This is a genomic window from Kordia sp. (assembly GCF_965283645.1).
Classification (GTDB): Bacteria; Bacteroidota; Bacteroidia; order Flavobacteriales; family Flavobacteriaceae; genus Kordia.
This window is the reverse complement of sequence record NZ_CBDIPG010000002.1, coordinates 138,421-160,783: the sequence shown is the minus strand read 5'-3', so window position 1 is coordinate 160,783 and position 22,363 is coordinate 138,421. Positions and strand designations below refer to the sequence as shown.

Here is a 22,363-nt window from a genome sequence, read left to right as displayed (position 1 = left end):
TTAATTTACATTTGCTACATGCAACTAAAATTCTCAATTATTGTTCCTGTATATAACAGACCTGATGAGGTAAATGAACTACTTGAAAGTATAACGAAACAAACGTTTCAAGAAAATTTTGAAGTTGTAATTGTTGAAGATGGTTCTACAATTCCTGCAAAAGATGTAATTGATGCGTATCAAGATCAACTTGACATAAGTTATTATTTCAAACAAAATTCAGGACCTGGCGATTCACGTAACTACGGAATGCAACGTGCCAAAGGAAACTACTTCTTAATATTTGATTCCGATTGTATTCTTCCAGCACAATATTTGAGCGAGGTTGACAAAGCTTTAAAAAATACATACTACGATTGTTTTGGTGGTCCAGATGCCGCACATAGTTCATTTACAACCATACAAAAAGCAATTAGTTATGCAATGACAGCGTTTTTAACCACAGGTGGAATAAGAGGCGGAAAAAAAGCAGTCGATAAATTTCAACCGAGAAGTTTCAACATGGGAATCTCTAAAGAAGTATTTGAAAAAACACAAGGTTTTGGTCAAATTCATCCAGGAGAAGATCCCGATTTAACAATCCGAATCTGGAAAGCAGGTTACAAAACTACATTGTTGCCAGAAGCATACGTATATCATAAACGAAGAATTTCATGGGAAAAATTTCATATGCAAGTCAATAAATTTGGAATGGTGCGTCCAATTTTAAATCGATGGCATCCAAAAACAGCAAAACTTACCTATTGGTTTCCAACACTATTCTGTGTAGGATTCCTAATTTCAGTAATTGCGAGTATATTTTTTAAATTTCATTGGTTTTCATATGCATATGGCGTATATTTTATAGCCATATTGTTAGATGCATTACGAAGTACAAAAAGTATCAAAATTGCACTATTGGCAATGCTTGCAGTTTGTATACAATTTTACGGATATGGAATAGGTTTTTTAAAATCGACAATAGCTTTAAAAATTTTTAAACACAATCCAGAAGAAAGATTTCCTAAATTATTCTTTAAAAAATAACTATGATTAAAGGAATTAAAAGTGTATTTGCCGAATTATACAAAGGACGAAAAATCAATACATTCTTGATTTTTTTCATTGTATCTTTCATGATATGGACGCTTATCAAACTATCCAACACGTATACGGATACGATTAAAATGAATGTTGAATACACCAACTTATCGGATGATAAAATTTTATTAGGAAGCCAAGAAAACATTATCGAAGCGCAAGTAAAAACAACAGGTTTTCGGATGTTACGCCAAAAATTCTTCAAAAGCACAGTAGAAGTCGATCTAAAAAAAGTAAACAAACTCAAAGCGGCTGAAACATTTTATGTACTAACAGACAATACCATTGATAAGCATTTATATAGGGAAATTGAAATTTTAAAAGTATCACCAGACACTTTATTTCTAAAACTTGGGAAAAACAAAACCAAAGAAGTTCCAGTAATTCATCAATTAGCTTTTACATTTGAAAACGGTTATAATCTATACGATTCATTGAAAATTGAACCAAAAACGATAAAAATATCAGGACCAGAAGATGTAATAGATGCTCAAAAAGTAGTATACACCGAAATCAAACAAATAGAAGGAATAAATAAAGATATAAATTTAGAAGTAAAACTATTAAAAAACGATTCACTAAAACGCTTAACGTATAGTACTTCAAAAGTAAAAGCAATAGCCAAAGTAGATAAATTTACGGAAGGAAAACTAAGCATTCCGTTGCGTATTGTTAATTTGCCAAGCGGATATTCCATCAAACTATTTCCGAAAGAAGTAAACATCATCTTTACGGCAAATGTGTCCGATTTTAACGAAATTTCGGCAAATGACTTTTCAATTCTATGTGATTACAAAGATATTGAAAAGACAAATGCTTCCTTCTTTATTCCCAAACTGGGAAAACGACCAAAAAAAGTAAAATCATACCGAATTGATAACCAAAAAATAAACTTCTTAATAAAAAAATGATTGTAGGACTTACAGGCGGAATTGGAAGTGGAAAAACCACCATAGCTAAAATGTTTCATGAATTGGGCGTTTCTATCTATATTGCAGATATTGAGGCGAAAAAATTGATGCATACTTCTGAAGTCATACAAAAAGAACTTATTGAAGCATTTGGAGAAGAAACCTATAAAAATGGAGAACTCAACAGAAGTTATTTATCCAACATCGTATTCAAGCAACCAGAGGAATTAAAAAAAATAAATTCCATCGTACATCCACGAGTTAGACAACATTTTAAAGATTGGTATGCCGAGCGTAGCAATGAAAAATACATCATTAAGGAAGTTGCTATATTATTTGAAAATGATTCATACAAGCAATGTGATAAAATAATAACGGTTATTGCGCCAATTGAAGAACGTTTTCGTCGTATCTTACTAAGAGATAACACAACACGAGAAGCTGTGCAAAATAGAATGAATAATCAATGGAGTGATGAACAAAAAATAGCACGCTCTGACTATATTATTCATAATGAAGACCTCACAAAATCGAAAGCACAGGTGGCAAAAATCCATCAAGAAATATTAGTATTTTGCTAGAAAATCTGACAAAATTAACATATTTGTTAAGGTTTGGTTAAAAAGTTATAATAACCGAGATTAAGCGTTAATTTTGATCAAATGAGTAAACGATTATTTATTGTTCTAGTCATTTTGATGAGTTTATCGCTTATCGGAATTATATTTGTCCAAGGATATTGGATTGCTTCTGCTGTAAAGGAAAAGCAGGAATCTTTCACCCTTAATGCAAATCAAATTCTAACCAATGTTTCTGAAAGCGCAAGCCAATCAGAACATTTTAAATATTACTCAAAATTTCAAAAGTTAATTGACAGCATTGAAGAACCTGAAAATTCACAAATAATCAGTGTATTACAAATAACAAGTAGAAATGATAAAAATAACGAAACTAGTATTTATACTAGAGGAATTATTGAAGAAGATTACAATATATTTCCTACGTTCATTGATAATATTAACGAAGATGATAGTACAAGTCTAAAAAACTTCAAACGGTATACAACACGTACTGTTTATAAAGAAGATTTACTAGATGATGCGAACGTGAGTAGTATCTCTTTTGTAGAGCGAATGCGAGAAGTGGACAACATTTCTAGGAAAATGGAGCAATACAAAGATGATATAAACGAATTTACGAAGCAAATTCCAATTCATAAACGTGTTTCTAGCGAATTTTTAGAATTTGTAATCCAAGAAAACTTAGATAAGCTAGATCTTGATTTAGAATACGAATTTGGTGTATATGATGATGGATTGGCAACAAAAATAAAATCTAAAAAGTTCAAAATTACAGATGGTGGAATGTATGATGTTCCATTATTTGACGACTATGAAGGCGGAAGTGGATTTACATTATTTTTAAGTTTTCCAAAGCGAAACAAATACGTACTATCGTCAATCATAGGAATGGCAATCATGTCTATTGTTTTTACACTAATTATAATAATTGCATATTCAAGTGCATTATATCAATTAATAAAACAAAAGCAGATTTCAGAAATAAAAACTGATTTCATCAACAACATGACACACGAATTCAAAACACCAATTGCGACTATAAATTTAGCGCTAGATGCTGTTCAGAATCCGAAAATCATTGATGATAAAGACAAGGTAAAACGCTATTTGCGAATGATTCGTGAAGAAAACAAACGAATGCATGCACAAGTAGAAAATGTATTACAAATATCTAAATTGGAGAAAAACCAATTAGATATAAGTAAAGAAGAAGTTGATGTTCACGACCTAATTGAAGATGCAATGTCTCACATAGAATTGATTGTTGAAGACAGAAATGGCTATGTGAAAATGCATTTGGGAGCAACCGATTCTATGGTAATGGCAAATGATACGCACTTTACCAACGTATTGGTTAATGTGTTGGACAACGCAATAAAATACACAGAAGGTGAACCAAAAATTGACGTTCACACTGAAGTGGTGAAAGACAACATTGTAATAAAAGTGAAAGATCAAGGACAAGGAATGTCCAAATCAGTACAAAAAAGAATATTTGAAAAATTTTATAGAGAACATACCGGTGACATACATAATGTAAAAGGCCACGGACTAGGCTTAGCTTACGTAAAAAAAATCGTAGACGACCATCAAGGTCAAGTTTCGGTTGAAAGTGAGAAAAGCAAAGGAACTACCTTCATTATCAAATTACCATTAATATCGTAACCACATGGAGATTCAAAACAAAAAAATTTTATTAGTAGAAGATGATCCGAATTTTGGGACTGTATTAAAAGACTATCTATCAATGAACGATTATGACGTTGTTCATGCAAAGAACGGAATGGAAGGATTTGAAAAATTCAAAAAAGACAATTACGACCTTTGCATACTTGACGTAATGATGCCGTACAAAGATGGTTTTACGCTTGCGAAAGAAATTCGCGAGAAAAATACAGAAGTTCCAATCATTTTCTTAACTGCTAAAGCATTAAAAGAAGATGTAATGAAAGGATACAAAGTAGGCGCAGACGACTACTTAAACAAGCCTTTTGATTCGGAAGTATTATTGATGAAAATCAAAGCAATAATGCAACGCAAAACATCTGATTCTGTTGCAGACAGCAAACAATTCGAATTCGTAATTGGAAGATTTAGCCTAAATTCTAAATTAAGATTCTTAACATTTGATACGGAAGAACCTATCAAACTGTCTCCAAAAGAAAACGAATTATTGCGCTTATTAGCTTTACATGAAAATGACTTAATGCCAAGAGAACTTGCATTAACGAAAATCTGGAGAGATGATAACTACTTCACATCAAGATCAATGGATGTGTATATTGCGAAACTACGTAAATATCTGAAAAGAGATGAAGACGTAGAAATTCTAAATATTCACGGAGAAGGATTTAGATTGGTTGTAAAAAATAAAGCAGAGTAACAACTCAAAATATACGTTTTCCCCTAAACAATTGAAATATAGTCGGCTCCCGAATGTCGACTTTTTCAGTTATCATTAATCTCTAGTAAGTCTATAGATAATATTTTTATAGGTTGGATATGTTTTTGTCAACTCCGCACGTGTAGCCAATTCAAAATCATCAAAGTCAAATCCTGGTGCTACTGTACAACCTACAAATGCGTATGAATCTTTTTTTGGAACGCTTGACGCGAACCAACAACCTGCGGGAACAACTAATTGTGGCTGTTCTCCATTTCTAAAATCCATTCCAACTTTATGTTCTGTATACAGTCCGTTTTCATCAATAACATGAACAGACAAGGAACTTCCGCCATAAAAATGCCAAATTTCATCTTGCTTAATTCTGTGAAAAGCAGAAAAATTCTCAGAAGTCAATAAAAAATAAATACTTGTACAATAACTACGATCGCCCGAAAAATTAGCCTGCAACGCTTCTTTCGAAATCATATGTGCGCTTCTATATACTTCTTTATAAAATCCACCTTCAGGATGTGGTAATAATTTTAGGTTTTCTACGAGGTTTTGTACTTCTTGGGTCATTTTTTTTGGTTTTGGTATTAGTTTTACTGTTGGTATTTTGGTAGTTGAGTGCTTCAATATACAAACCGTCAGTCTGAGTGAAATTTAAAAAAAAATCATTCGAATTTACGTGCTGAAAATCTAATAAAATGTCATTACGAGAAATTCAAAACTCTGAATAAAGTATATATTTTCAAATAAATAAATAAATACACAAATCAACAAATCAAACTTTCAATTTTCTCAATAATACGTTTAATATCTTCTTCATAATCAAACCAATTCGTGTTTTCATCTCTTCGAAACCAAGTTCCTTGTCGTTTGGCAAATCGGCGTGTATTCTTCTTAATTTCATGAATAGCAACATCCAACGTGAAATTTCCATCAAAATAATTGAACAATTCACGGTAACCAACGGTTTGTAAAGCATTCAACGTTTTATGTGGATATAGTGTTTTTGCTTCTTCCAACAGACCTTCTTGCATCATAATTTCAACGCGTCTGTTAATACGATCGTATATAATTTCTCTGTCTGCGGTGAGCCCAATTTTAATCGAAGTAAAATTACGCTGTGTCGTTTCAGATTTCAAAAAGCTCGAATATGGTTTTCCACTTCCAATACAAATCTCTAAAGCACGAATCAATCGATGTGGGTTTTCCAATGCTACTTTTTTATAATAAACAGGATCGAGTTCCTGTAATTTATCTTGAAGAGAAGTAATACCTTCGGTTTCTAACTGTTGATTTAACGTTTCTCTAATTTTAGGATCTACCTTTGGAAAATCGTCTAAACCTTTCAAAACGGCATCTACATACAAACCACTTCCGCCAACCATAATGACAACTTTGTTTGTTTGAAACAAGTCGTCAAGTTTGGCAATAGCATCTTTTTCAAACTGTCCAACATTATAATTATCAAAAATGCTAATGTGTTGAATAAAATGATGTGGTGCGGCATTTTGCTCTTCTTCGGAAGGAACCGCAGTTCCGATTGCCATTTCTTTAAAAAACTGACGTGAATCACACGAAATGATTTCCGTATTGAAATGTTGTGCCAATTGAATGCTCAATGCAGTTTTTCCAATGGCAGTTGCGCCAACGATTGAAATAAGATAGTTAGACATGTGTAATTTAATCGGTTTCTTCAGGATTTAAACTTTCACCACAATCATAACAATATTCAGCATTATTCCGATGTCCTTCTGCACTACAATTTGGGGCAGGATTGTGTGTTTAAATGAACATCGTTTTTATCCATAGAGACTAATTCGGCAGAAACAATTCCCGTAGGAACGGCAATAATTCCATAACCTAAAATCATGATAATAGAAGCAATGGATTGCCCCAAAGCGGTAAGCGGCGCAATATCACCATAACCAACAGTTGTTAAGGTAACAATTGCCCAATAAATACTTCTTGGAATGCTCGTAAAGCCGCTATCTTGACCACTTTCAACCAAATACATTATTGAACCTAAAATGGTGCATAAAATCAAAATAAACATTATAAATACAGCAATTTTGACTCTACTGGCTTTTAAAGCACGCATTAAATTATTTGATTCTCCAACAAATCGTGCTAATTTTAAAATACGAAAAACACGCATCAATCGTAAAGCCCTAAGCGCTACTAATGAATGTGAACCGACTAAGAATAAGGATAAATATTTTGGAATAGTAGAAAGTAAATCTATAATTCCGTAAAAACTAAAAATATATTGTTTTGGTTTTTTTATAGAAATGATTCTGGCAAAATATTCAATCGTAAATAAAATAGTAATTACCCATTCGGCAATGTTTAGAAATTTTCCATGCTTGTCAGCAAATTCATTAACACTTTCGAGCATGACCAATACAATACTTGCCAAAATAAGTATCAGTAAAACTACATCAAACAGTTTTCCAGCAGGTGTATCAGCTTCATAAATGACTTCGTGAATTTTAGCTTTCCAGTTTTTTGCCATAGTTGCTAATTTACTATTTATTTATCAATTCTTCTTCGTAATGGTTAAGCGTGTTTTACTTTCTAGTGTAGCTAGGTTGCTGAAAAATGTTTTTAGTTCTTGATATTCCGCCGCTGTAAAATGAAAATCATTGATAACAAGCTTAAATGTCATGTTTAATTGTCCGTTTTGTGCAACAGTTTTTAAACCACAAATAGCTTTTGTACCTGCTAATTTATAGGTTTTGTCTTCTGGAATATTTACATATTCATACGAATCAGGAATTGACATAATGAAACGTGTCGTGTAGATTCGCGGATACGCAAAATCTACAGGATATTTTCGTTCTTCCAATCGAAAAGGCGTTGATGGAAATAGCTTGAAAAAGAAGGGATCTAAATAGGTTTTTTCACTTGAAAAGGCATCGTTAAACTCCAAAAAGAAAAATTCTTTTGTGGGTTTCTGAGTTTCTTCTCGGTCTTTAATTTCATATTTTTCAACTTCTACAAATGGAATCCGTTTTTCAATATCATCCAAATAACTGTCTTCGTCTGTGTCTGCTAATTCTTTTCGTTTTTCATATGCTAAGTAACCTGAATTTACTTGCGAAATTTTACCTTTTGCAGTTCCTTCTTCATCTACAGCAATATTAATTAATGTATTTTGACGATTTTCTGCATACGGATTTATAGGATTCCAATAACTAGGTTTTTTAAAATCCATGACGCGTCCTGTATAGTTTAACGCACGTGTTTGTATCAATCCAAACGAAAGCAATTTGTCAGTAGCATCAAGTAAAAACACTTCTTGTCCTATGGTAACTTTTGCAACCAAATAATTAAAATCGGACATAACCGGATGAATTTGCGTTGGTATTCCTTTCGATCGTGTGGAAAGCATGACTGTTTCTGTTTTTATATTAGCCGCCAATAAACTATTGATTAATGATAAGTTGATTTCGGCAATACTTCCAGTTTTGTTTATAAATGCTTGTCGCACATTTGCGTTATTAAAAAGACGGTATTCACCATTCCAAGTGTAATGCTCTTTGATAAAGTTGAATACTTTTTGAGCGCGTTTATAATCGGATTTTTCATTTAAAATAGCATCCGAGAGTTGATTTTTAAAGAACTTATTACGTTTTACTTGTCCACCAACATCTTTATCATTTCGCATTTCTTTGTCCACCGCTTTCCATGTTTTGGTATACACATCTTTTCCACCGTCAAAACGATAGTATTCCGACATTTCAAAATGTATTCTTGACAAGTAGTTGTTTTTAGAAAGCATATAGGCTTCTTCTTTAAAAGCAGGAATGTCTCTCATGGCATATTTAAAAACTTCGCAATCAGCTTTATCAACAAGTCCAGGAACGTAAAAACACCTTTTTTTTACATCAGATTTGTTAATGGCTAATTTTAAGAAACCTTTTAAAACTCTGTTATATCGATAGTTTCCAGGAATTTTCGCGCTAAATTCACTATACACTTTTGGAATATCACTTTGAAATTCCCAACCTTCAAAATTGTACACAAAAGGCGTTTCCAATGTATATTGATATTCTAAAACGCTTCCCACTTTTACGTTCGGAAATGTAAATCGTTTTTCAGACCAATTTTCAGAATGATCTACTGTGAAAATTTGATCTGTCGCAAGCGTATTTGTTTCACCTGTATTATAGGTAACAGCTTTAATGTTTTTAATAGTCTCTTCAGATTTTCTAGTTCGATAATACGGAATTTGAATAATAGCTTCATCAACTCCTTGTTTATCTAAAATCTTAATTTTAGTATAATATTGTTTTACTAAAAGGATTCGATCTTTAATTAATTGAAAAGAAACATCGCCATATTCTTCTAACACAACAGCGTGTGCAGTTGTATCTTTTTCGTACGTACGCATATCTAATTCCTTCTGAGAAACGTTGCCAAACTTCTCACTCAATGGATTTTGTCCGTAACACATACATGTGATTAGGAATACAAAAAACAAGTAATATAATTTCATAAGCTACTGTAATGGGATAATTTTAAATTTATTTTTTCGACGAAGATGACTCTGAATAATATGTTGTACGTCTCTGTTATTTTGCATTGGAGTAATAATTGATTTTAAAACTTCAATGTTGGTTACTTGGTAGTTTAAGCTGTAATAACCAAACCCTTTGTAAACGCCGTCTTCAATAAGAATAGCACTGCGTTCATCATGCGCACGACCTTTGTCGATAATCAACATATTTTGATTTTGATAGCTGTATTTTGTTATTGCTTCTTGTACACGTTTGTTGTAATTAGCAACGTCTTCTTCATTAATACAAGCGCCAGCACATTCTTTAATTGTGTATTGAAAACAATGTGATTTTGAACGGTATAATTCATTAATTTTTTGACACAAACCAAACTCTTCCGTCAGCTTAAACATGACGTGTTTTGCTTGAGATATGTTGGTAAAAGTAGTAATGTGCTTTTTACGTCCGTCAGCTTTTTCAATTTTTAATCCAATATAGCCGTTTTCATCTTTGTAAGAAGCCATTGCATATTGAAAAATGGTTTTGCGTTGCGCTCTGTTATAAATTGGTTTGTTACGTTTTATTTCTTCACTTTCTTTCAAAAGTGCTACCAACTCACTTCCTGTACGTTCAAAAGTTACCGTAGCAACTTGTTTCTGAATCTTTTTAGATTTATTATTTGTTCCTGTAAAATGCTGATTGACACGCTTTTTAATATTTTTACTTTTCCCGATATAAATAATTTCACTTTTCGCATTGTGCATATAATAAACGCCTGTTGCAGAAGGCAAACTTTCAATAATATCGAGTAGGCGTGTAGCTACTTTTTTACGAATTTCTGTCTTTACAGCTTGCTGAATGATGTTTTTATCGGAATCTTTATCAAGTAATAACTTAAAGAGTTTTACAGTGGCCAAAGCGTCGCCGGAAGCTCTATGTCTATCACTCATCGGAATACCCAAAGCACGTACTAGTTTTCCAAGTTTGTATGATTCCATTTCTGGAATTAACTTTTTGGACAATTCTACTGTACATAAAGTTTTTCGTTTGAATGGGAAGCCTAAGCGTTTGAATTCTAATTGTAAGATGCGGTAATCAAAATTTGCATTGTGCGCTACAATGATACAGTCTTCTGTAATTTCTACAATGCGTTTGGCAACTTCGTAAAATTTTGGAGCATCACGAAGCATTTTGCTATTAATTCCTGTCAAATTTACTACAAAAGGTTGGATGTCACGTTCAGGATTTACCAAGCTTATAAACTGATCTACAACTTCATGACCATCAAATTTATAGATTGCAATTTCTGTAATTCCTTCTTCATTGTACTTTCCACCAGTTGTTTCTATGTCTACTATTGCGTACAAGCTATGCGTTTTCGTTTTAGGTTTAGGGTATAAATATAAAAATATCCTAAGGATTTACTTGGCTTGCTGACGTATAATTTCGAGCGCCAAAAATACTGCTTCCAATTCTTACCATAGTACTGCCTTCTTTTATTGCCAATTCGTAATCGCCACTCATGCCCATTGAAATGATTTCCAACGAAGCATGTTGTGCTTGCAAATGATCAAAAGTAGTTTTTAAGTTGTTGAATTCTTTTTGAACTTGCGTTGTATCATCTGTAAAAGTTGCCATGCCCATAACACCAACAATTTGTATGTTTTCTAACTGAGTACATTCTGCGGAAGCGAGCAAACTAGATGCATCAGCGGAACTCATGCCAAATTTTGAATCTTCTTCGGCAATTTTAATTTGAAGTAAACATTTGATAATTCGATGGTGTTTTTTTGCTTGTTTGTCAATTTCTTTCAACAATTTTAAACTATCAACACCGTGAATCAAATCTACAAATGCAGCCATATATTTAACTTTGTTCCGTTGTACATGACCAATCATATGCCAAGAAATGTCTTTGGGCAAAACTTCCCATTTTTCTGCCATTTCCTGAATTTTATTTTCTCCAAATACACGTTGTCCTGCGTCATATGCTTCTTGCAAGTCAGCTACAGGTTTTGTTTTGGAAACAGCAACTAGTGTTACATGTTTGGGTAAAGTTGTATGTAATTCTTTTATTTTTTCTGAAATAGACATTTTTTTATGTATAAATTTTGAATGCTAAATATTAAATTTAAGCCAAAACCAAGACTTAATTGAGCGAAGTTGAAGCTAAAACTCATAAATTGTAACGCCGCTTCGTAATTTTGGTTCTATGTAGGTACTTTTTGGCGGCATTGTTAAGCCTTCATCTGCAATACGTTTCATTTCATCAACATTTGCAGGAACCAAGCCAAAACCAACAGCAAATTCTTTTTGATCAATACGGTTTTTCATTTCAATAACATTGTGTTTGTCGTATCCATAATCAATTCGTTGATCGTTGCGTAAATCGGTAATTCCTAAAATTGGCTTTAAAATGGTTATGTACAAAATATGGGTGTCAAGTTCACTTAAAGAATCTGTAAACTCATAATGTGTTTTACGTAAATACAGTGAATAAAATTCGCCATCCAAATACATGCTAAAGTGATGTTTATTAGTTGGTTTATATAATTCTACACCACGATTTTCAATTCGGAAACATTGATCAAGCTTTAGTAAAAAATGTTCTTTTGTGAGTCCATTTAAATCTTTTACCAACCGATTAAATTCGTAAATACGCAATTCAGATTCAGGAATTAAATAACTCATAAATGCATTGTATGCTTCTTGTCCTGTATGTTTTGGGTTCGAATTTTTTAAATCTTCTCCTAATAAGAATGAAGATGCAGAACGATGATGTCCGTCCGCAATATAAATTTCGCCCATGTGTTCAAACTCCTGCTGAATTACTTGAATATCTTCAGTATTTTCAACTTTCCAAAGATAATGTGTATCTCTGTAGGTTGTTGTAAATTCATATTCTGAACGCAAGTTGGTGTATTTTTCTAGAATGGCATTAATTGTACTAGAATCTGGATAGGTTAGGAGTACAGGTTCGGCGTTAAATCCGACAGTTTTTAGGTATTCTTTAAAAACTTGTTCTCGGTATTCAATAGTATCTTCATGTTTTTTGATGATATTATTTTTATAATCTTCATTGCTTGCGGCGGCAACAATTCCTGTAAAGGTTTGCTTTTCGCGATTGACAATTCGGTAGATATAAAAACAAGGTGTTTCATCTTGTGTAAAAACATCATCTTCTTTAAATTCTAAATAACGATTTCGAACCAACGTATATCTGTCTTTTCCAGAAATTTCTTTGTGATATTTATATCCTGGATTGACAATATGTAAAAATGAAAACGGATTGTAATCCAATCGCGCTTCACGTTCGTCTTGCGTATAACTTTGATATGAGCGTGACGCTACTAAGCTTACTTTGTCTCGTGTAGGACGAACTGCTTTGAATGGTTTTATAGTTGCCACCTTAGTTTCTGTTTGAGGTTATAAATTCAGTCGGATTAACAAATCCTTCCGTATTGTTACTATATCCGCCACCAACTTCCATAAGAATTTTATCGCGAATTTCTAAGTGTACATGTGCATAATAAGCGCCATTTGCGTTTCCGATAGTACCTATTTGCATGCCTTTGGTTACAAAACTACCCTTTTTTACGGAAATTGTATCACAATGCGCATACAAGGATTCATAATAGTTATTTTTATATTTATGAATAATTCTGATCACATTTCCCCAACCGCCGCCAACATCTTCGGCAAAGTTGACATATCCGTTTCCAATGGTGTAGATTGGATCGCCCAAATCTGTATTGCCGCCACCTTTTCCATTCCAATCGTCACCTAAATGATTGTTTACGGTAAACTTTTGCGCATTGTAATAACCGTCGGCATTTGGTTTTCCAACAGGAAAATCGAAGCCAGAAGCCATATACGTTGGTTGTTTTGTAAATAGTGAATCAAAAAAGGCAAACATATTTTTAGTTACGTTTGCCTTTTCTTGTTGTTGTTTTGGCGTACTTTTAGTGTGGGTTGTTTGTTGGCAACCTACTAAGCATACGCATAGTATCAGAATTAATTGCTTCAAACTTTTAGATAAGATTTGAATGCAATTTGATCTTTTTCAGTCAAAAATATATGTTTTGGCACATATATATACTGTGTATTTGTAATATATACCAACCAATAGTTTTGCTCAGCAACTACTTTTTTCAGACGACTAAAGTACCATTTAGAAGTATCATTACTTTTAGATAGGTATAAAAACTTTTCGTCAAACTGCAGATGTGTTTCCGCAAAAAATGGTTTTAAATTCTTTACAGATAGCCAGTATAGCAACTTTATACTCAATAGAAATATTGTCAAAAGCGTAAAAAGCAATACGTGCAAACTGACTGTCCAACCTAGTAATAAACTCCAAATGAGTACAAAAGGAATCAATTTTAATACATTTTTACGAAACGTATTAAAGACTACATTTCTGTATTCTTTTTTTGTCAATTGATACCGTTTTGTATCGATCATTAGTTGAACATTTTTGCTACTTTTTCGGCTCTTCTACTTTCTGAATAATCATAGAATCCTTCTCCAGATTTTACACCTAATTTTCCAGCGTTTACCATGTTTACTAATAGTGGGCAAGGTGCATATTTTGGATTTTTGAATCCTTCATACATTACATTTAAGATAGATAAACAAACATCTAACCCAATAAAATCAGCTAGTTGTAATGGTCCCATCGGATGCGCCATTCCTAATTTCATTACGGTATCAATTTCCGCAACGCCAGCAACACCATTATACAATGTTTCAATTGATTCATTGATCATTGGCATTAAAATTCTGTTTGCTACAAATCCAGGGTAATCGTTCACTTCTGTAGGAACTTTGTTCAATTGCTTCGAAAGCTCCATAATGGTATTCGTAACTTCATCCGAAGTGTTATATCCACGAATGATTTCAACCAATTTCATAATGGGCACTGGATTCATAAAGTGCATTCCTATCACCATTTCTGGACGTGAAGTTACGGCTGCAATTTGTGTGATTGAAATTGAAGACGTATTTGTTGCCAAAATGGTATCTTCTGGACATAATTCGTCTAAATCTTTAAATATTTTCAGTTTCAGATTTACATTTTCAGTTGCAGCTTCTACTACTAAACTAGCATATTCTACACCTTCTTTAATTGAAGTATGTGTTGTAATATTGTTTAACGTATTTTGTTTGTCTTCTTCAGAAATTCTTTCTTTTGCAACCATACGATCTAAGTTTTTCGTAATTGTTGCAATTCCTTTATCTAAAGATGCTTGAGAGATATCTATCAATTGAACTTTAAAGCCAAATTGAGCAAATGTATGTGCAATTCCGTTGCCCATTGTTCCTGCTCCGATGACAGCTACATTTTTCATAATATATAGTTTATTTAGTCTGTAATTTTAGTTTTTTTCCATGCCATGGACAGTATTTCCAGTTTCCGTTTACCAATTCATTATCTTTAGGACATACTTTTTCTTCTACCATGCTTGCTAAAGGTAATTTGAAACTGAATTTTGATTTTTCATTCATAATAAATGAAAATTCACTGAACTTTGCCATTGGTGTAATAAGTTTTCCGTTTTCCCCTGTTTTTTTGAATACGTGAAATTTCAATTGTTTGCCCAATTGGCCCAAAGTTTGTGTCATAGAAGGCTTGAGTGTAGAAAGTACTTGAAGATATTCTCCCGAAATTTCTGAACCTTTCAGTTCTTCATACATATTTCCTTTTTCGTCTTTCAGTTGAATTTTTGAATACTTTGGTTTAAAATTTCCTGTAATTGTAAGTTCAGAATTCATAGTTGCCACCAAAATATATTCGTCTAATATTTCTACAAATTGATCTATTTCACTTGAATTTACAATGGAGCTTCCGTTCATCACTACTTGCCAATATTGCGTAGGAATCCACCATACCATTTTGAAATTATCTTTATCCTTTTTGACAATTTGAATATCTTTTGTCAAGTCAGAAACGTTAATTTGATCAATATTTTTAATTTCTATAATTTCCTGTCCAAACGAAAACGTTATCGTAAAAAGGGTAAGAAGATGTATTATTTTTTTGATACTTGACATGAATAGAATTATTTGTTGAATTTTTCAATGATTTGAATCGCAATACGCAATGCTTCGGTTCCTTGTTCTAACGAAACTATTGGCGTTGTGTCATTGTTAATTGCGTCTGCAAACGTTTCTAATTCTTCCAAAATAGCATTGTTTTCGTCAATTTCTGGATTTTCAAAATAGATTTGTTTTTTTACACCTTCTGCATTTTGAAGAATCATAGCATATTCATCTTCTTTTTTCGGTGCGTCTTTCATTTTTACAACTTCAACTTTCTTTTCTAAGAAATCTACAGCAATGTATGCATCACGTTGAAAGAAACGACTTTTACGCATGTTTTTCATGGAAATTCGACTTGAAGTCAGATTGGCAACACAACCATTTTCAAACTCCAAACGTGCGTTGGCAATGTCTGGCGAATTACTAATTACCGAAACACCACTAGCGTGAATGTCTTTTACTTTAGAATTTACAACACTTAAAATTGCATCAATATCATGAATCATTAAATCTAAAACTACAGGAACATCAGTTCCGCGCGGATTAAATTCTGCCAAACGATGTGTTTCAATAAACATTGGCGAATTGATCTGATCTTTTACCGCTTTAAATGCAGGATTGAAACGTTCTACATGTCCAACTTGTCCTTTTACGTTGTGTTCGTTTGCAAGTTTAATTAATTCCTCAGCTTCAGCAACCGTATTCGTAATTGGTTTTTCAATAAAAACATGCTTTCCTTTTGTAATTACTTTTTTAGCACATTCGTGATGTGAAAGCGTTGGAGTTACAATATCTACCACATCTACAGCGTCAATTAATGCATCAATTGAATCAAAATACGTATACCCAAATTCTTTGGCTATTTTTTTTGCATATTCAGGATTTGCATCATAAAAACCAATAAGTTCGTATTGTGAAGATTGTTGTAATAATCGAAGGTGAATTTTTCCTAAGTGTCCAGCACCTAAAACTCCAGCTTTTAGCATAAAAAAAGTGTTTTCCACAAAAATAATTTATTTTTCGAAAACCTTCGGACTTATCATCAACAATTATATATTATTTATATTTTTCACCACTAATTTTTACGAATTATGCTATATTTTAAAATACACGTAGGTAGTTTGGCAATAGTCTTAATTCTTCCAATGTTGCAATCGATCTAAATACAAATAGCTTTCTACGAATTTTCTATGTTCTAAGCTTGTCATTTTTTCTAATAAATTCAGTGCAGTAATATAACTTGCCAAATTCCCGTTTGATGAGCTGAATTTCCCGTCTTCTACAAAAGTCACCAAACTATCATTCTGAACCTTCAAGTTAGGATAGTCCTTTTGTAATTGTAAACCACCACCAATCCACGTTACAATTTTGTATCCATCCGCAATTCCAGAGGCTCCAATAAGTTGCGCGCCAGCACAATTGCTCACAGTATACGTGGTTTCCTTATTTTTAGTTTTAATAAAATCTACAATTTCTTTATTATGAACTTGTGCATACATATCATAAGCACTTGGCACAAAGAGAGCCGTTAATTTCGGACAATTTTCAAAGGTGTAATCTGGAAGAAAACGCATTCCTTCTTCTGTGGTAATCGGGTTTTCAGTTTCGGCAATGGTAACCACATTAAAAAGTTGTGTGCCATCTTCGGTAGGTTTTGCGAAAACATCAGATGTTGCTACAACTTCACTTTGTAAAACGCCATTATACATTAAAAGACCAATAGTAGGTAATTCTTCTTTAAAAGGTTTTAAATGTTTTGTAAGTGTATCAGTTTTCTTTTCTGTGTAATCACTTTCGGCATTTTCAATTGTACGTTTTGATGTATCAGTATTACAACCAATAAGAATAGTTGCGAAAACAAAAGTTAGTATAATTTCTGTTTTTTTCATGGATATTGAATTTCTAGTACGACAAATTTACGCAAATGGTCTTTGATGTGTTTGTATAATTAAACTTTTCTGCGAATGCTTTAATCTTTTAAATGGAATGCTTTTTTCTAAGTATAAAATTGTTTTTTCACTTTTAGTAGTGTTCGATAAATACTTTATATGTAAGAATTAGAAGGCTCTCAAATAGTTACCATCAAATCTAGATTCTTTATTCTTCTAGTGTAGCAGTCTTACTCTTTTATTCGGACACTAGAATTTACTTTTTAAAATAAACATGTTACATTTCAGAAAAAGAGTTTGTTAGCTAAAATCTAAGATCTTTTTGAATCGAACTTGTATTATTTTTGAGAATTACATAAAAAATAAACCTACTTTTGTGACGGTATGAAAGATACGTTTAAACATAAAGGAATGCGAAATCAGTTAGCACAAGTTGTTGCTGTTAAAGGAATTACAGATGAAAATGTGCTGAATGGAATTCGAAACATTCCACGTCATTTGTTTATGGATTCTAGTTTTGAAGCACATGCGTATCAAGACAAAGCGTTTCCTATTGGAGCGGATCAAACAATTTCACAACCATTTACGGTTGCTTTTCAATCACAATTATTAGAAGTGACAAAAGGTGCTAAAATTCTTGAAATTGGTACAGGAAGTGGTTATCAAACGGCTATGCTACTTGAGTTGGGCGCAAAAGTATACAGTATAGAACGTCAAAAAGAATTATTTAAACGTACAAGTCTATTCCTACCAAAACTTGGTTACCGAGCAAAACGACTCATTTTTGGTGACGGCTATAAAGGATTGCCTGAAGAAGCACCATTTGACGGAATTGTCGTTACAGCTGGCGCACCGTTTGTACCAAAACCGTTATTGGCACAACTAAAAATAGGAGGAAAGCTTGTGATTCCTGTAGGTGATAAAGCGCAAATTATGACTTTATTTGTGCGTACTTCTGAAAAAGAATTTACAAAAAAAGAATTCGGCGAATTCCGTTTTGTTCCAATGTTAGAGAATAAAAATTAAAAAATTAACTTATAACTGAATCCCTACTAACTTTCTAGCATTCATAAACTTTTATACGATTCAAAAATTCCACCGTTTATTTTGAATTTGAGTAATTAAATCATAGCTTTATTCACAATCGATATAATAACTGTATTCGCACTATCGAAATTAATATTTTCAAAATTACAATGATTATTTAGTGAATAACTAACTAGTATTGGACTTCCCTAATCCATTTGACTTTTAAGAAATTAACTTAATTAATAACTACTAAAAGAAAAATGAAAATGGATACATTAATGCAACAGATTGAAGACAATCCAGAAATAACAATTTGTGGATTGATCAAAAAACAAATGCTGGCACATCCAGAACGAATAGCAATCATTGACGGAGAACTCAATATTGAGTATCAACGGTTGATGAAAAAAGCCAATGAAGTAGCTGGAGAACTCAAAAATCGTGGTGTAACAGCCAGATCATTAGTTGGTGTTTGTATGAATCGTTCTTGGGAATTAGTAGCAACATTACTAGGCGTAATGCAAGCAGGTTGCGCGTATGTTCCGTTAGATCCTGCATATCCGAAAGATCGTATTAAATATATGTTGACAAATTCGAAATCGAAAGCTGCAATTGTTGATACAAAAGCTACTGCGGATTTGTGTAATGAAGTTGAAAATGTATTGTGGATTGACAAACTCGGAAATCATTCAGACGAAAAAATACATGCATCTAAAAATGAATTGGCATATGTAATTTATACCTCAGGTTCTACAGGAAAACCAAAAGGTGTAGCGGTTGAGCATAAAAATATAGTGGAAATGCGTGCTTCCGTACGCGAAATATTTAGTGATGAAGAATTGAACGGAATGCTTGCTGCAGCATCTGTTTGTTTTGATACGTCTGTGATGGAAATCATGGGAACATTATCACTTGGTGGAAAAATAATATTAGTAAAAAATGCTTTAGAATTGACTAAAATTCCAGCGTTAGATGAAGTACGAACATTTGTAATGGTTCCGTCGTCAGTACAAGCATTATTGGCAACAGAAATATTACCTGAAAATATAAAGTGTGTTGTTTTTGGAGGAGAAGCTCTAAAGCGTTCATTGGTGCAGCAAGTGTATGCACATGATTCAGTTGAAAGAGTCTTAAACGCATACGGACCTACTGAAGATACCGTATATTCAACGATTTCAGAAGTTGCTCGTGATGCAAAAGTTATTACAATTGGAAAGTCAGTTCCAAACTCACGAGCGTATATTTTAAATGATAATTTACAACCTGTATCTAATGGAGATGCTGGAGAATTACACCTTGCGGGAACGAAATTGGCGCGTGGTTATTTATATGATGAAGTAAAAACAAAGGAACGTTTTATTGAAATTACACCTTCGGAAGCTATTCCAGATAACAGATTGTATAAAACAGGCGATTTATGCCGTTGGACAGAAAATGGGGAAATTGAATTTCTGGGAAGAGTTGATCAACAAGTGAAAATTAGAGGTTTCCGAATTGAACTCGAAGAAATTGAATCTACACTTGAATCAATGAATGGCATTGATGCTGTAGCGGCTGCGGCTGTTGAAGGCGGCATTGGTCAACAAATGTTGGTTGTATACGTTGTAAAGAAAGATGCATCAATTACAACGGAAAACATCAAATCATACATTTCGGAACGATTGCCAAAATATATGGTGCCGCAAGTTGTTAATTATTTAGATGAATTGCCATTGTTACCAAATGATAAGCTTGATCGAAAGCAACTCATGCGTTTGTCACAAACTCCATCGACAAAACAAACTACTGAGGAAAATCTGCTGGAAAGCTTTAAAAATTCAAATAACTCCTTAAAAGAAGCCATTTTAGCTACTATTCAAAGCGGAATTGCTACGATTCTTAATATAAACGATCCAAAAGAAATCTTACCCAATCAACCGTTTGATGCATTCGGACTCGATTCGTTAACTACGTTGGAATTTAGCAGTAGACTTTCAAAATCGTTAGGAAAAAAGATCACAGCGCCAACGGTTTTTGAATATCCAACAGCAAATGCTTTGGCAACTTATATTGCCAACATAACAACCAATGGAGTGGAAGCACAACCTACACATCAACCGTGCAAGGTGATGAGTGATACGCTGGCGAAATTTCAATTTGATATTCAAGCGAGTTTTCCAACGTTTCAAGCGGCAAACGCAACAGCTTGGAGCGCGGATGATAAAAGCAAGCTTGTGCAGGAAGTGTTGCGTATGGTAAATGACAATCGTAGAAATCCTTACGGGAAAGTATTACGAACTGGAAGTGCCGCCACAGGTGTAGTTGGTGATGCATTTAATGATGAAGAACAGGAAGCAATTATTTGGTCTACGAACTTGTATTTTGGTTTAAATAGAGATGCCAACGTGATCAAAGAAGCGACAGCCGCTTTGGAAAAATTTGGTACAGGAATGGGGATTTCTGCATCGGCATCTGGAATGACGAATCAGCATGTAGCTTTTGAAAGAGAGTTTGCTGATTTGGTCGGAAAAGAAGATGCTTGCTTGTTTCCCACAGGTTACACGGCAAATGTAGGTGCCATTTCTGGAATTCTTGGAAAAAATGATGTTGTCATTATCGATCAATTGTGTCATGCTTCCATAGTAGATGGCGCGCGTTTGAGCGGTGCCGAAATACGAACATTTAAACACAATGATGCAAACGATTTAGAAGCAGTGTTACAGACAGAAGTTTCTCCGTATCGCACAGTTTTGGTAGTGTTGGAAAGTGTGTATAGTATGGGAGAAGGAACTGCGCCTGTAGCAGAAGTTGTGCGTATGGCAAAAAAATACAATGCACTTACGTTTGTAGATGAAGCACATTCTTTTGGTTTTTATGGAAAAAATGGAGCTGGAATTTGTGCCGAACAAGGTGCAACCGCAGATGTAGATTTCTTAATGACAACACTGAGCAAAGCGTTGGGAAGTATCGGTGGAATTATTGCCGCGAGTCGTGAACATATAGGTTTGTTAAAAGCATCCTCAAGAGCGTATATATTTCAGGCGTCTATCAGTCCGGCAGATATTGCTGCAGCGTTGACTTCATTGAGAATGCTTCGCGCTGATGAAAAACTACGCGAACAATTATGGGACAGAACACGATACATGCGCCGACGATTTGAAGAAGCTGGCTATGATTTAGGCACAGGTGACGGACCAATTATCACACCACATTTTGGCGATAAAGATAAATTGTATGCTATTGTGCAAAGTTTGTACAAACGTGGCGTTCAAACCTTGGCGGTAACCTATCCAATTGTTGAAATTGGGCGTGGACGTTTACGATTTATTTGTTCGGCAGCGCATACGCGAAAAGATATTGATAAAACGCTGGAAGCACTTATTGAAGCTGAACGCGAAATAGATGCGCAAATGCTTATTGAAGAACAAAAGCAGGAAAAAGTGAATGTAACGCGGGAAGCACTTCAATATTGGGTAACTACGTTTGCTTCGTATTTGCAGCGTTGGTTGACACAAATTACGCGCCCAACACCGAATCTTGCGATTTCCATGCGTATTTCTGAAAAGAGTACGCCAATTACAATTGTTATACAAGATGGAAATATAGCACAAAATACAGAAGTCATCACAGATTTGCCTTCTTGTGCTGTATGGATTCAACATCAAGAAGCATTTACTGCGTTACAAACGTTAGATATACAAGCTGTATTGGATCATATTTCTAGTGGAAGATTTGTGCTAAACGGACAAGTAGAAGCCTTTATTTGGTTTTTTGCACGATTGGTAGATTTTCAGAAAGATAATCAAGAGTTCACAAAGTTGACATCGAAAACTTCTGAGGAAGTTGTTGTTTAGAAAACACTACTATATTTTAAGTTGAGCACATTTGGGAAATCTTGAATGTGCTTGGTTTTGTGTATTTGGAATTTGTAACGTTTAGTATATATAACATAACAGCC

19 protein-coding genes and 1 pseudogene are annotated in these 22,363 nt (G+C 33.6%); 7 read left to right on the top strand and 13 right to left on the bottom strand.

Going from position 1 to position 22,363, the window contains the following annotated elements; translation table 11 throughout:
- Positions 1–18: 18 nt before the first annotated feature.
- The 5 genes from ACQ654_RS25385 to ACQ654_RS25365 all read left to right on the top strand — a co-directional run bounded on the left by ACQ654_RS25385 (position 19) and on the right by ACQ654_RS25365 (position 4,955).
- A complete protein-coding gene (locus ACQ654_RS25385) occupies positions 19–1,026 on the top strand; it encodes a glycosyltransferase (RefSeq protein WP_430413208.1) in 1,008 nt (335 codons plus the stop codon).
- A gap of 2 nt (positions 1,027–1,028) precedes the next feature.
- Entirely contained in the window at positions 1,029–1,991 is a 963-nt protein-coding gene (locus tag ACQ654_RS25380) for a CdaR family protein (protein ID WP_430413207.1), read from the top strand.
- A complete protein-coding gene (gene coaE / locus ACQ654_RS25375) occupies positions 1,988–2,572 on the top strand; it encodes a dephospho-CoA kinase (protein WP_430413206.1) in 585 nt (194 codons plus the stop codon). The genes ACQ654_RS25380 and coaE overlap by 4 nt, the downstream gene beginning before the upstream one ends.
- An 81-nt stretch (positions 2,573–2,653) precedes the next feature.
- On the top strand, positions 2,654–4,237 hold the full coding sequence (locus tag ACQ654_RS25370; RefSeq protein WP_430413205.1) for a sensor histidine kinase: 1,584 nt from the start codon (positions 2,654–2,656) through the stop codon (positions 4,235–4,237).
- A gap of 4 nt (positions 4,238–4,241) precedes the next feature.
- On the top strand, positions 4,242–4,955 hold the full coding sequence (locus tag ACQ654_RS25365) for a response regulator transcription factor (RefSeq protein WP_430413204.1): 714 nt from the start codon (positions 4,242–4,244) through the stop codon (positions 4,953–4,955).
- A gap of 75 nt (positions 4,956–5,030) precedes the next feature.
- On the opposite strand, the gene ACQ654_RS25360 is transcribed toward ACQ654_RS25365, so the two are convergent.
- The 13 genes and pseudogenes from ACQ654_RS25360 to ACQ654_RS25300 form a co-directional block, all read right to left on the bottom strand.
- On the bottom strand, positions 5,031–5,537 hold the full coding sequence (locus ACQ654_RS25360; RefSeq protein ID WP_430413203.1) for a cupin domain-containing protein: 507 nt from the start codon (positions 5,535–5,537) through the stop codon (positions 5,031–5,033).
- Positions 5,538–5,734: 197 nt separating this feature from the next.
- Positions 5,735–6,640, bottom strand: a complete 906-nt coding sequence (miaA, locus tag ACQ654_RS25355) for a tRNA (adenosine(37)-N6)-dimethylallyltransferase MiaA (RefSeq protein ID WP_430413202.1) — start codon at positions 6,638–6,640, stop codon at positions 5,735–5,737.
- Between the two features lie 7 nt (positions 6,641–6,647).
- Positions 6,648–7,479: pseudogene (locus ACQ654_RS25350) on the bottom strand (ion transporter).
- A 24-nt stretch (positions 7,480–7,503) separates the two neighbouring features.
- Positions 7,504–9,465 (bottom strand): DUF3857 domain-containing protein, encoded by a 1,962-nt coding sequence (locus ACQ654_RS25345; RefSeq protein WP_430413201.1) that lies wholly within the window; start codon positions 9,463–9,465, stop codon positions 7,504–7,506.
- Positions 9,466–9,468: 3 nt separating this feature from the next.
- On the bottom strand, positions 9,469–10,833 hold the full coding sequence (locus ACQ654_RS25340) for an exonuclease domain-containing protein (RefSeq protein WP_430413200.1): 1,365 nt from the start codon (positions 10,831–10,833) through the stop codon (positions 9,469–9,471).
- A 46-nt stretch (positions 10,834–10,879) separates the two neighbouring features.
- Positions 10,880–11,560, bottom strand: a complete 681-nt coding sequence (locus tag ACQ654_RS25335) for a YggS family pyridoxal phosphate-dependent enzyme (RefSeq protein WP_430413199.1) — start codon at positions 11,558–11,560, stop codon at positions 10,880–10,882.
- A gap of 75 nt (positions 11,561–11,635) precedes the next feature.
- Positions 11,636–12,874 carry a DUF1015 domain-containing protein gene (locus ACQ654_RS25330; RefSeq protein ID WP_430413198.1) on the bottom strand — a complete coding sequence of 413 codons (1,239 nt, stop codon included), beginning with the start codon at positions 12,872–12,874 and terminating at the stop codon, positions 11,636–11,638.
- Between the two features lies 1 nt (position 12,875).
- Complete coding sequence (locus tag ACQ654_RS25325; protein WP_430413197.1) at positions 12,876–13,493, bottom strand: M23 family metallopeptidase; 618 nt, start codon at positions 13,491–13,493, stop codon at positions 12,876–12,878.
- Complete coding sequence (locus ACQ654_RS25320) at positions 13,490–13,930, bottom strand: YcxB family protein (RefSeq protein WP_430413196.1); 441 nt, start codon at positions 13,928–13,930, stop codon at positions 13,490–13,492. Before ACQ654_RS25320 ends, ACQ654_RS25325 begins: the two co-directional genes overlap by 4 nt.
- Positions 13,930–14,817 (bottom strand): 3-hydroxybutyryl-CoA dehydrogenase, encoded by an 888-nt coding sequence (locus ACQ654_RS25315; protein ID WP_430413195.1) that lies wholly within the window; start codon positions 14,815–14,817, stop codon positions 13,930–13,932. Before ACQ654_RS25315 ends, ACQ654_RS25320 begins: the two co-directional genes overlap by 1 nt.
- A gap of 10 nt (positions 14,818–14,827) precedes the next feature.
- Positions 14,828–15,520 (bottom strand): hypothetical protein, encoded by a 693-nt coding sequence (locus ACQ654_RS25310; protein ID WP_430413194.1) that lies wholly within the window; start codon positions 15,518–15,520, stop codon positions 14,828–14,830.
- 8 nt (positions 15,521–15,528) lie between these two features.
- Positions 15,529–16,494 carry a Gfo/Idh/MocA family protein gene (locus ACQ654_RS25305; protein WP_430413193.1) on the bottom strand — a complete coding sequence of 322 codons (966 nt, stop codon included), beginning with the start codon at positions 16,492–16,494 and terminating at the stop codon, positions 15,529–15,531.
- 147 nt (positions 16,495–16,641) lie between these two features.
- Positions 16,642–17,397, bottom strand: a complete 756-nt coding sequence (locus ACQ654_RS25300) for a DJ-1/PfpI family protein (RefSeq protein WP_430413192.1) — start codon at positions 17,395–17,397, stop codon at positions 16,642–16,644.
- A gap of 384 nt (positions 17,398–17,781) precedes the next feature.
- On the opposite strand from ACQ654_RS25300, the gene ACQ654_RS25295 reads away from it, so the two are divergent.
- Positions 17,782–18,423, top strand: a complete 642-nt coding sequence (locus ACQ654_RS25295) for a protein-L-isoaspartate(D-aspartate) O-methyltransferase (RefSeq protein ID WP_430413191.1) — start codon at positions 17,782–17,784, stop codon at positions 18,421–18,423.
- A gap of 269 nt (positions 18,424–18,692) precedes the next feature.
- Positions 18,693–22,259 carry an amino acid adenylation domain-containing protein gene (locus ACQ654_RS25290; protein ID WP_430413190.1) on the top strand — a complete coding sequence of 1,189 codons (3,567 nt, stop codon included), beginning with the start codon at positions 18,693–18,695 and terminating at the stop codon, positions 22,257–22,259.
- Positions 22,260–22,363 lie beyond the last annotated feature (104 nt).

Excerpts from the sequence above, each read along its gene's own strand:
- ACQ654_RS25385 (WP_430413208.1), top strand. The coding sequence starts at position 19 with ATGCAACTAAAATTCTCAATTATTGTTCCTGTATATAACAGACCTGAT.
- ACQ654_RS25380 (WP_430413207.1), top strand. The coding sequence starts at position 1,029 with ATGATTAAAGGAATTAAAAGTGTATTTGCCGAATTATACAAAGGACGA.
- coaE (WP_430413206.1), top strand. The coding sequence starts at position 1,988 with ATGATTGTAGGACTTACAGGCGGAATTGGAAGTGGAAAAACCACCATA.
- ACQ654_RS25370 (WP_430413205.1), top strand. The coding sequence starts at position 2,654 with ATGAGTAAACGATTATTTATTGTTCTAGTCATTTTGATGAGTTTATCG.
- ACQ654_RS25365 (WP_430413204.1), top strand. The coding sequence starts at position 4,242 with ATGGAGATTCAAAACAAAAAAATTTTATTAGTAGAAGATGATCCGAAT.
- ACQ654_RS25360 (WP_430413203.1), bottom strand. The coding sequence starts at position 5,537 with ATGACCCAAGAAGTACAAAACCTCGTAGAAAACCTAAAATTATTACCA.
- miaA (WP_430413202.1), bottom strand. The coding sequence starts at position 6,640 with ATGTCTAACTATCTTATTTCAATCGTTGGCGCAACTGCCATTGGAAAA.
- ACQ654_RS25345 (WP_430413201.1), bottom strand. The coding sequence starts at position 9,465 with ATGAAATTATATTACTTGTTTTTTGTATTCCTAATCACATGTATGTGT.
- ACQ654_RS25335 (WP_430413199.1), bottom strand. The coding sequence starts at position 11,560 with ATGTCTATTTCAGAAAAAATAAAAGAATTACATACAACTTTACCCAAA.
- ACQ654_RS25320 (WP_430413196.1), bottom strand. The coding sequence starts at position 13,930 with ATGATCGATACAAAACGGTATCAATTGACAAAAAAAGAATACAGAAAT.
- ACQ654_RS25315 (WP_430413195.1), bottom strand. The coding sequence starts at position 14,817 with ATGAAAAATGTAGCTGTCATCGGAGCAGGAACAATGGGCAACGGAATT.
- ACQ654_RS25310 (WP_430413194.1), bottom strand. The coding sequence starts at position 15,520 with ATGTCAAGTATCAAAAAAATAATACATCTTCTTACCCTTTTTACGATA.
- ACQ654_RS25305 (WP_430413193.1), bottom strand. The coding sequence starts at position 16,494 with ATGCTAAAAGCTGGAGTTTTAGGTGCTGGACACTTAGGAAAAATTCAC.
- ACQ654_RS25300 (WP_430413192.1), bottom strand. The coding sequence starts at position 17,397 with ATGAAAAAAACAGAAATTATACTAACTTTTGTTTTCGCAACTATTCTT.
- ACQ654_RS25295 (WP_430413191.1), top strand. The coding sequence starts at position 17,782 with ATGAAAGATACGTTTAAACATAAAGGAATGCGAAATCAGTTAGCACAA.
- ACQ654_RS25290 (WP_430413190.1), top strand. The coding sequence starts at position 18,693 with ATGGATACATTAATGCAACAGATTGAAGACAATCCAGAAATAACAATT.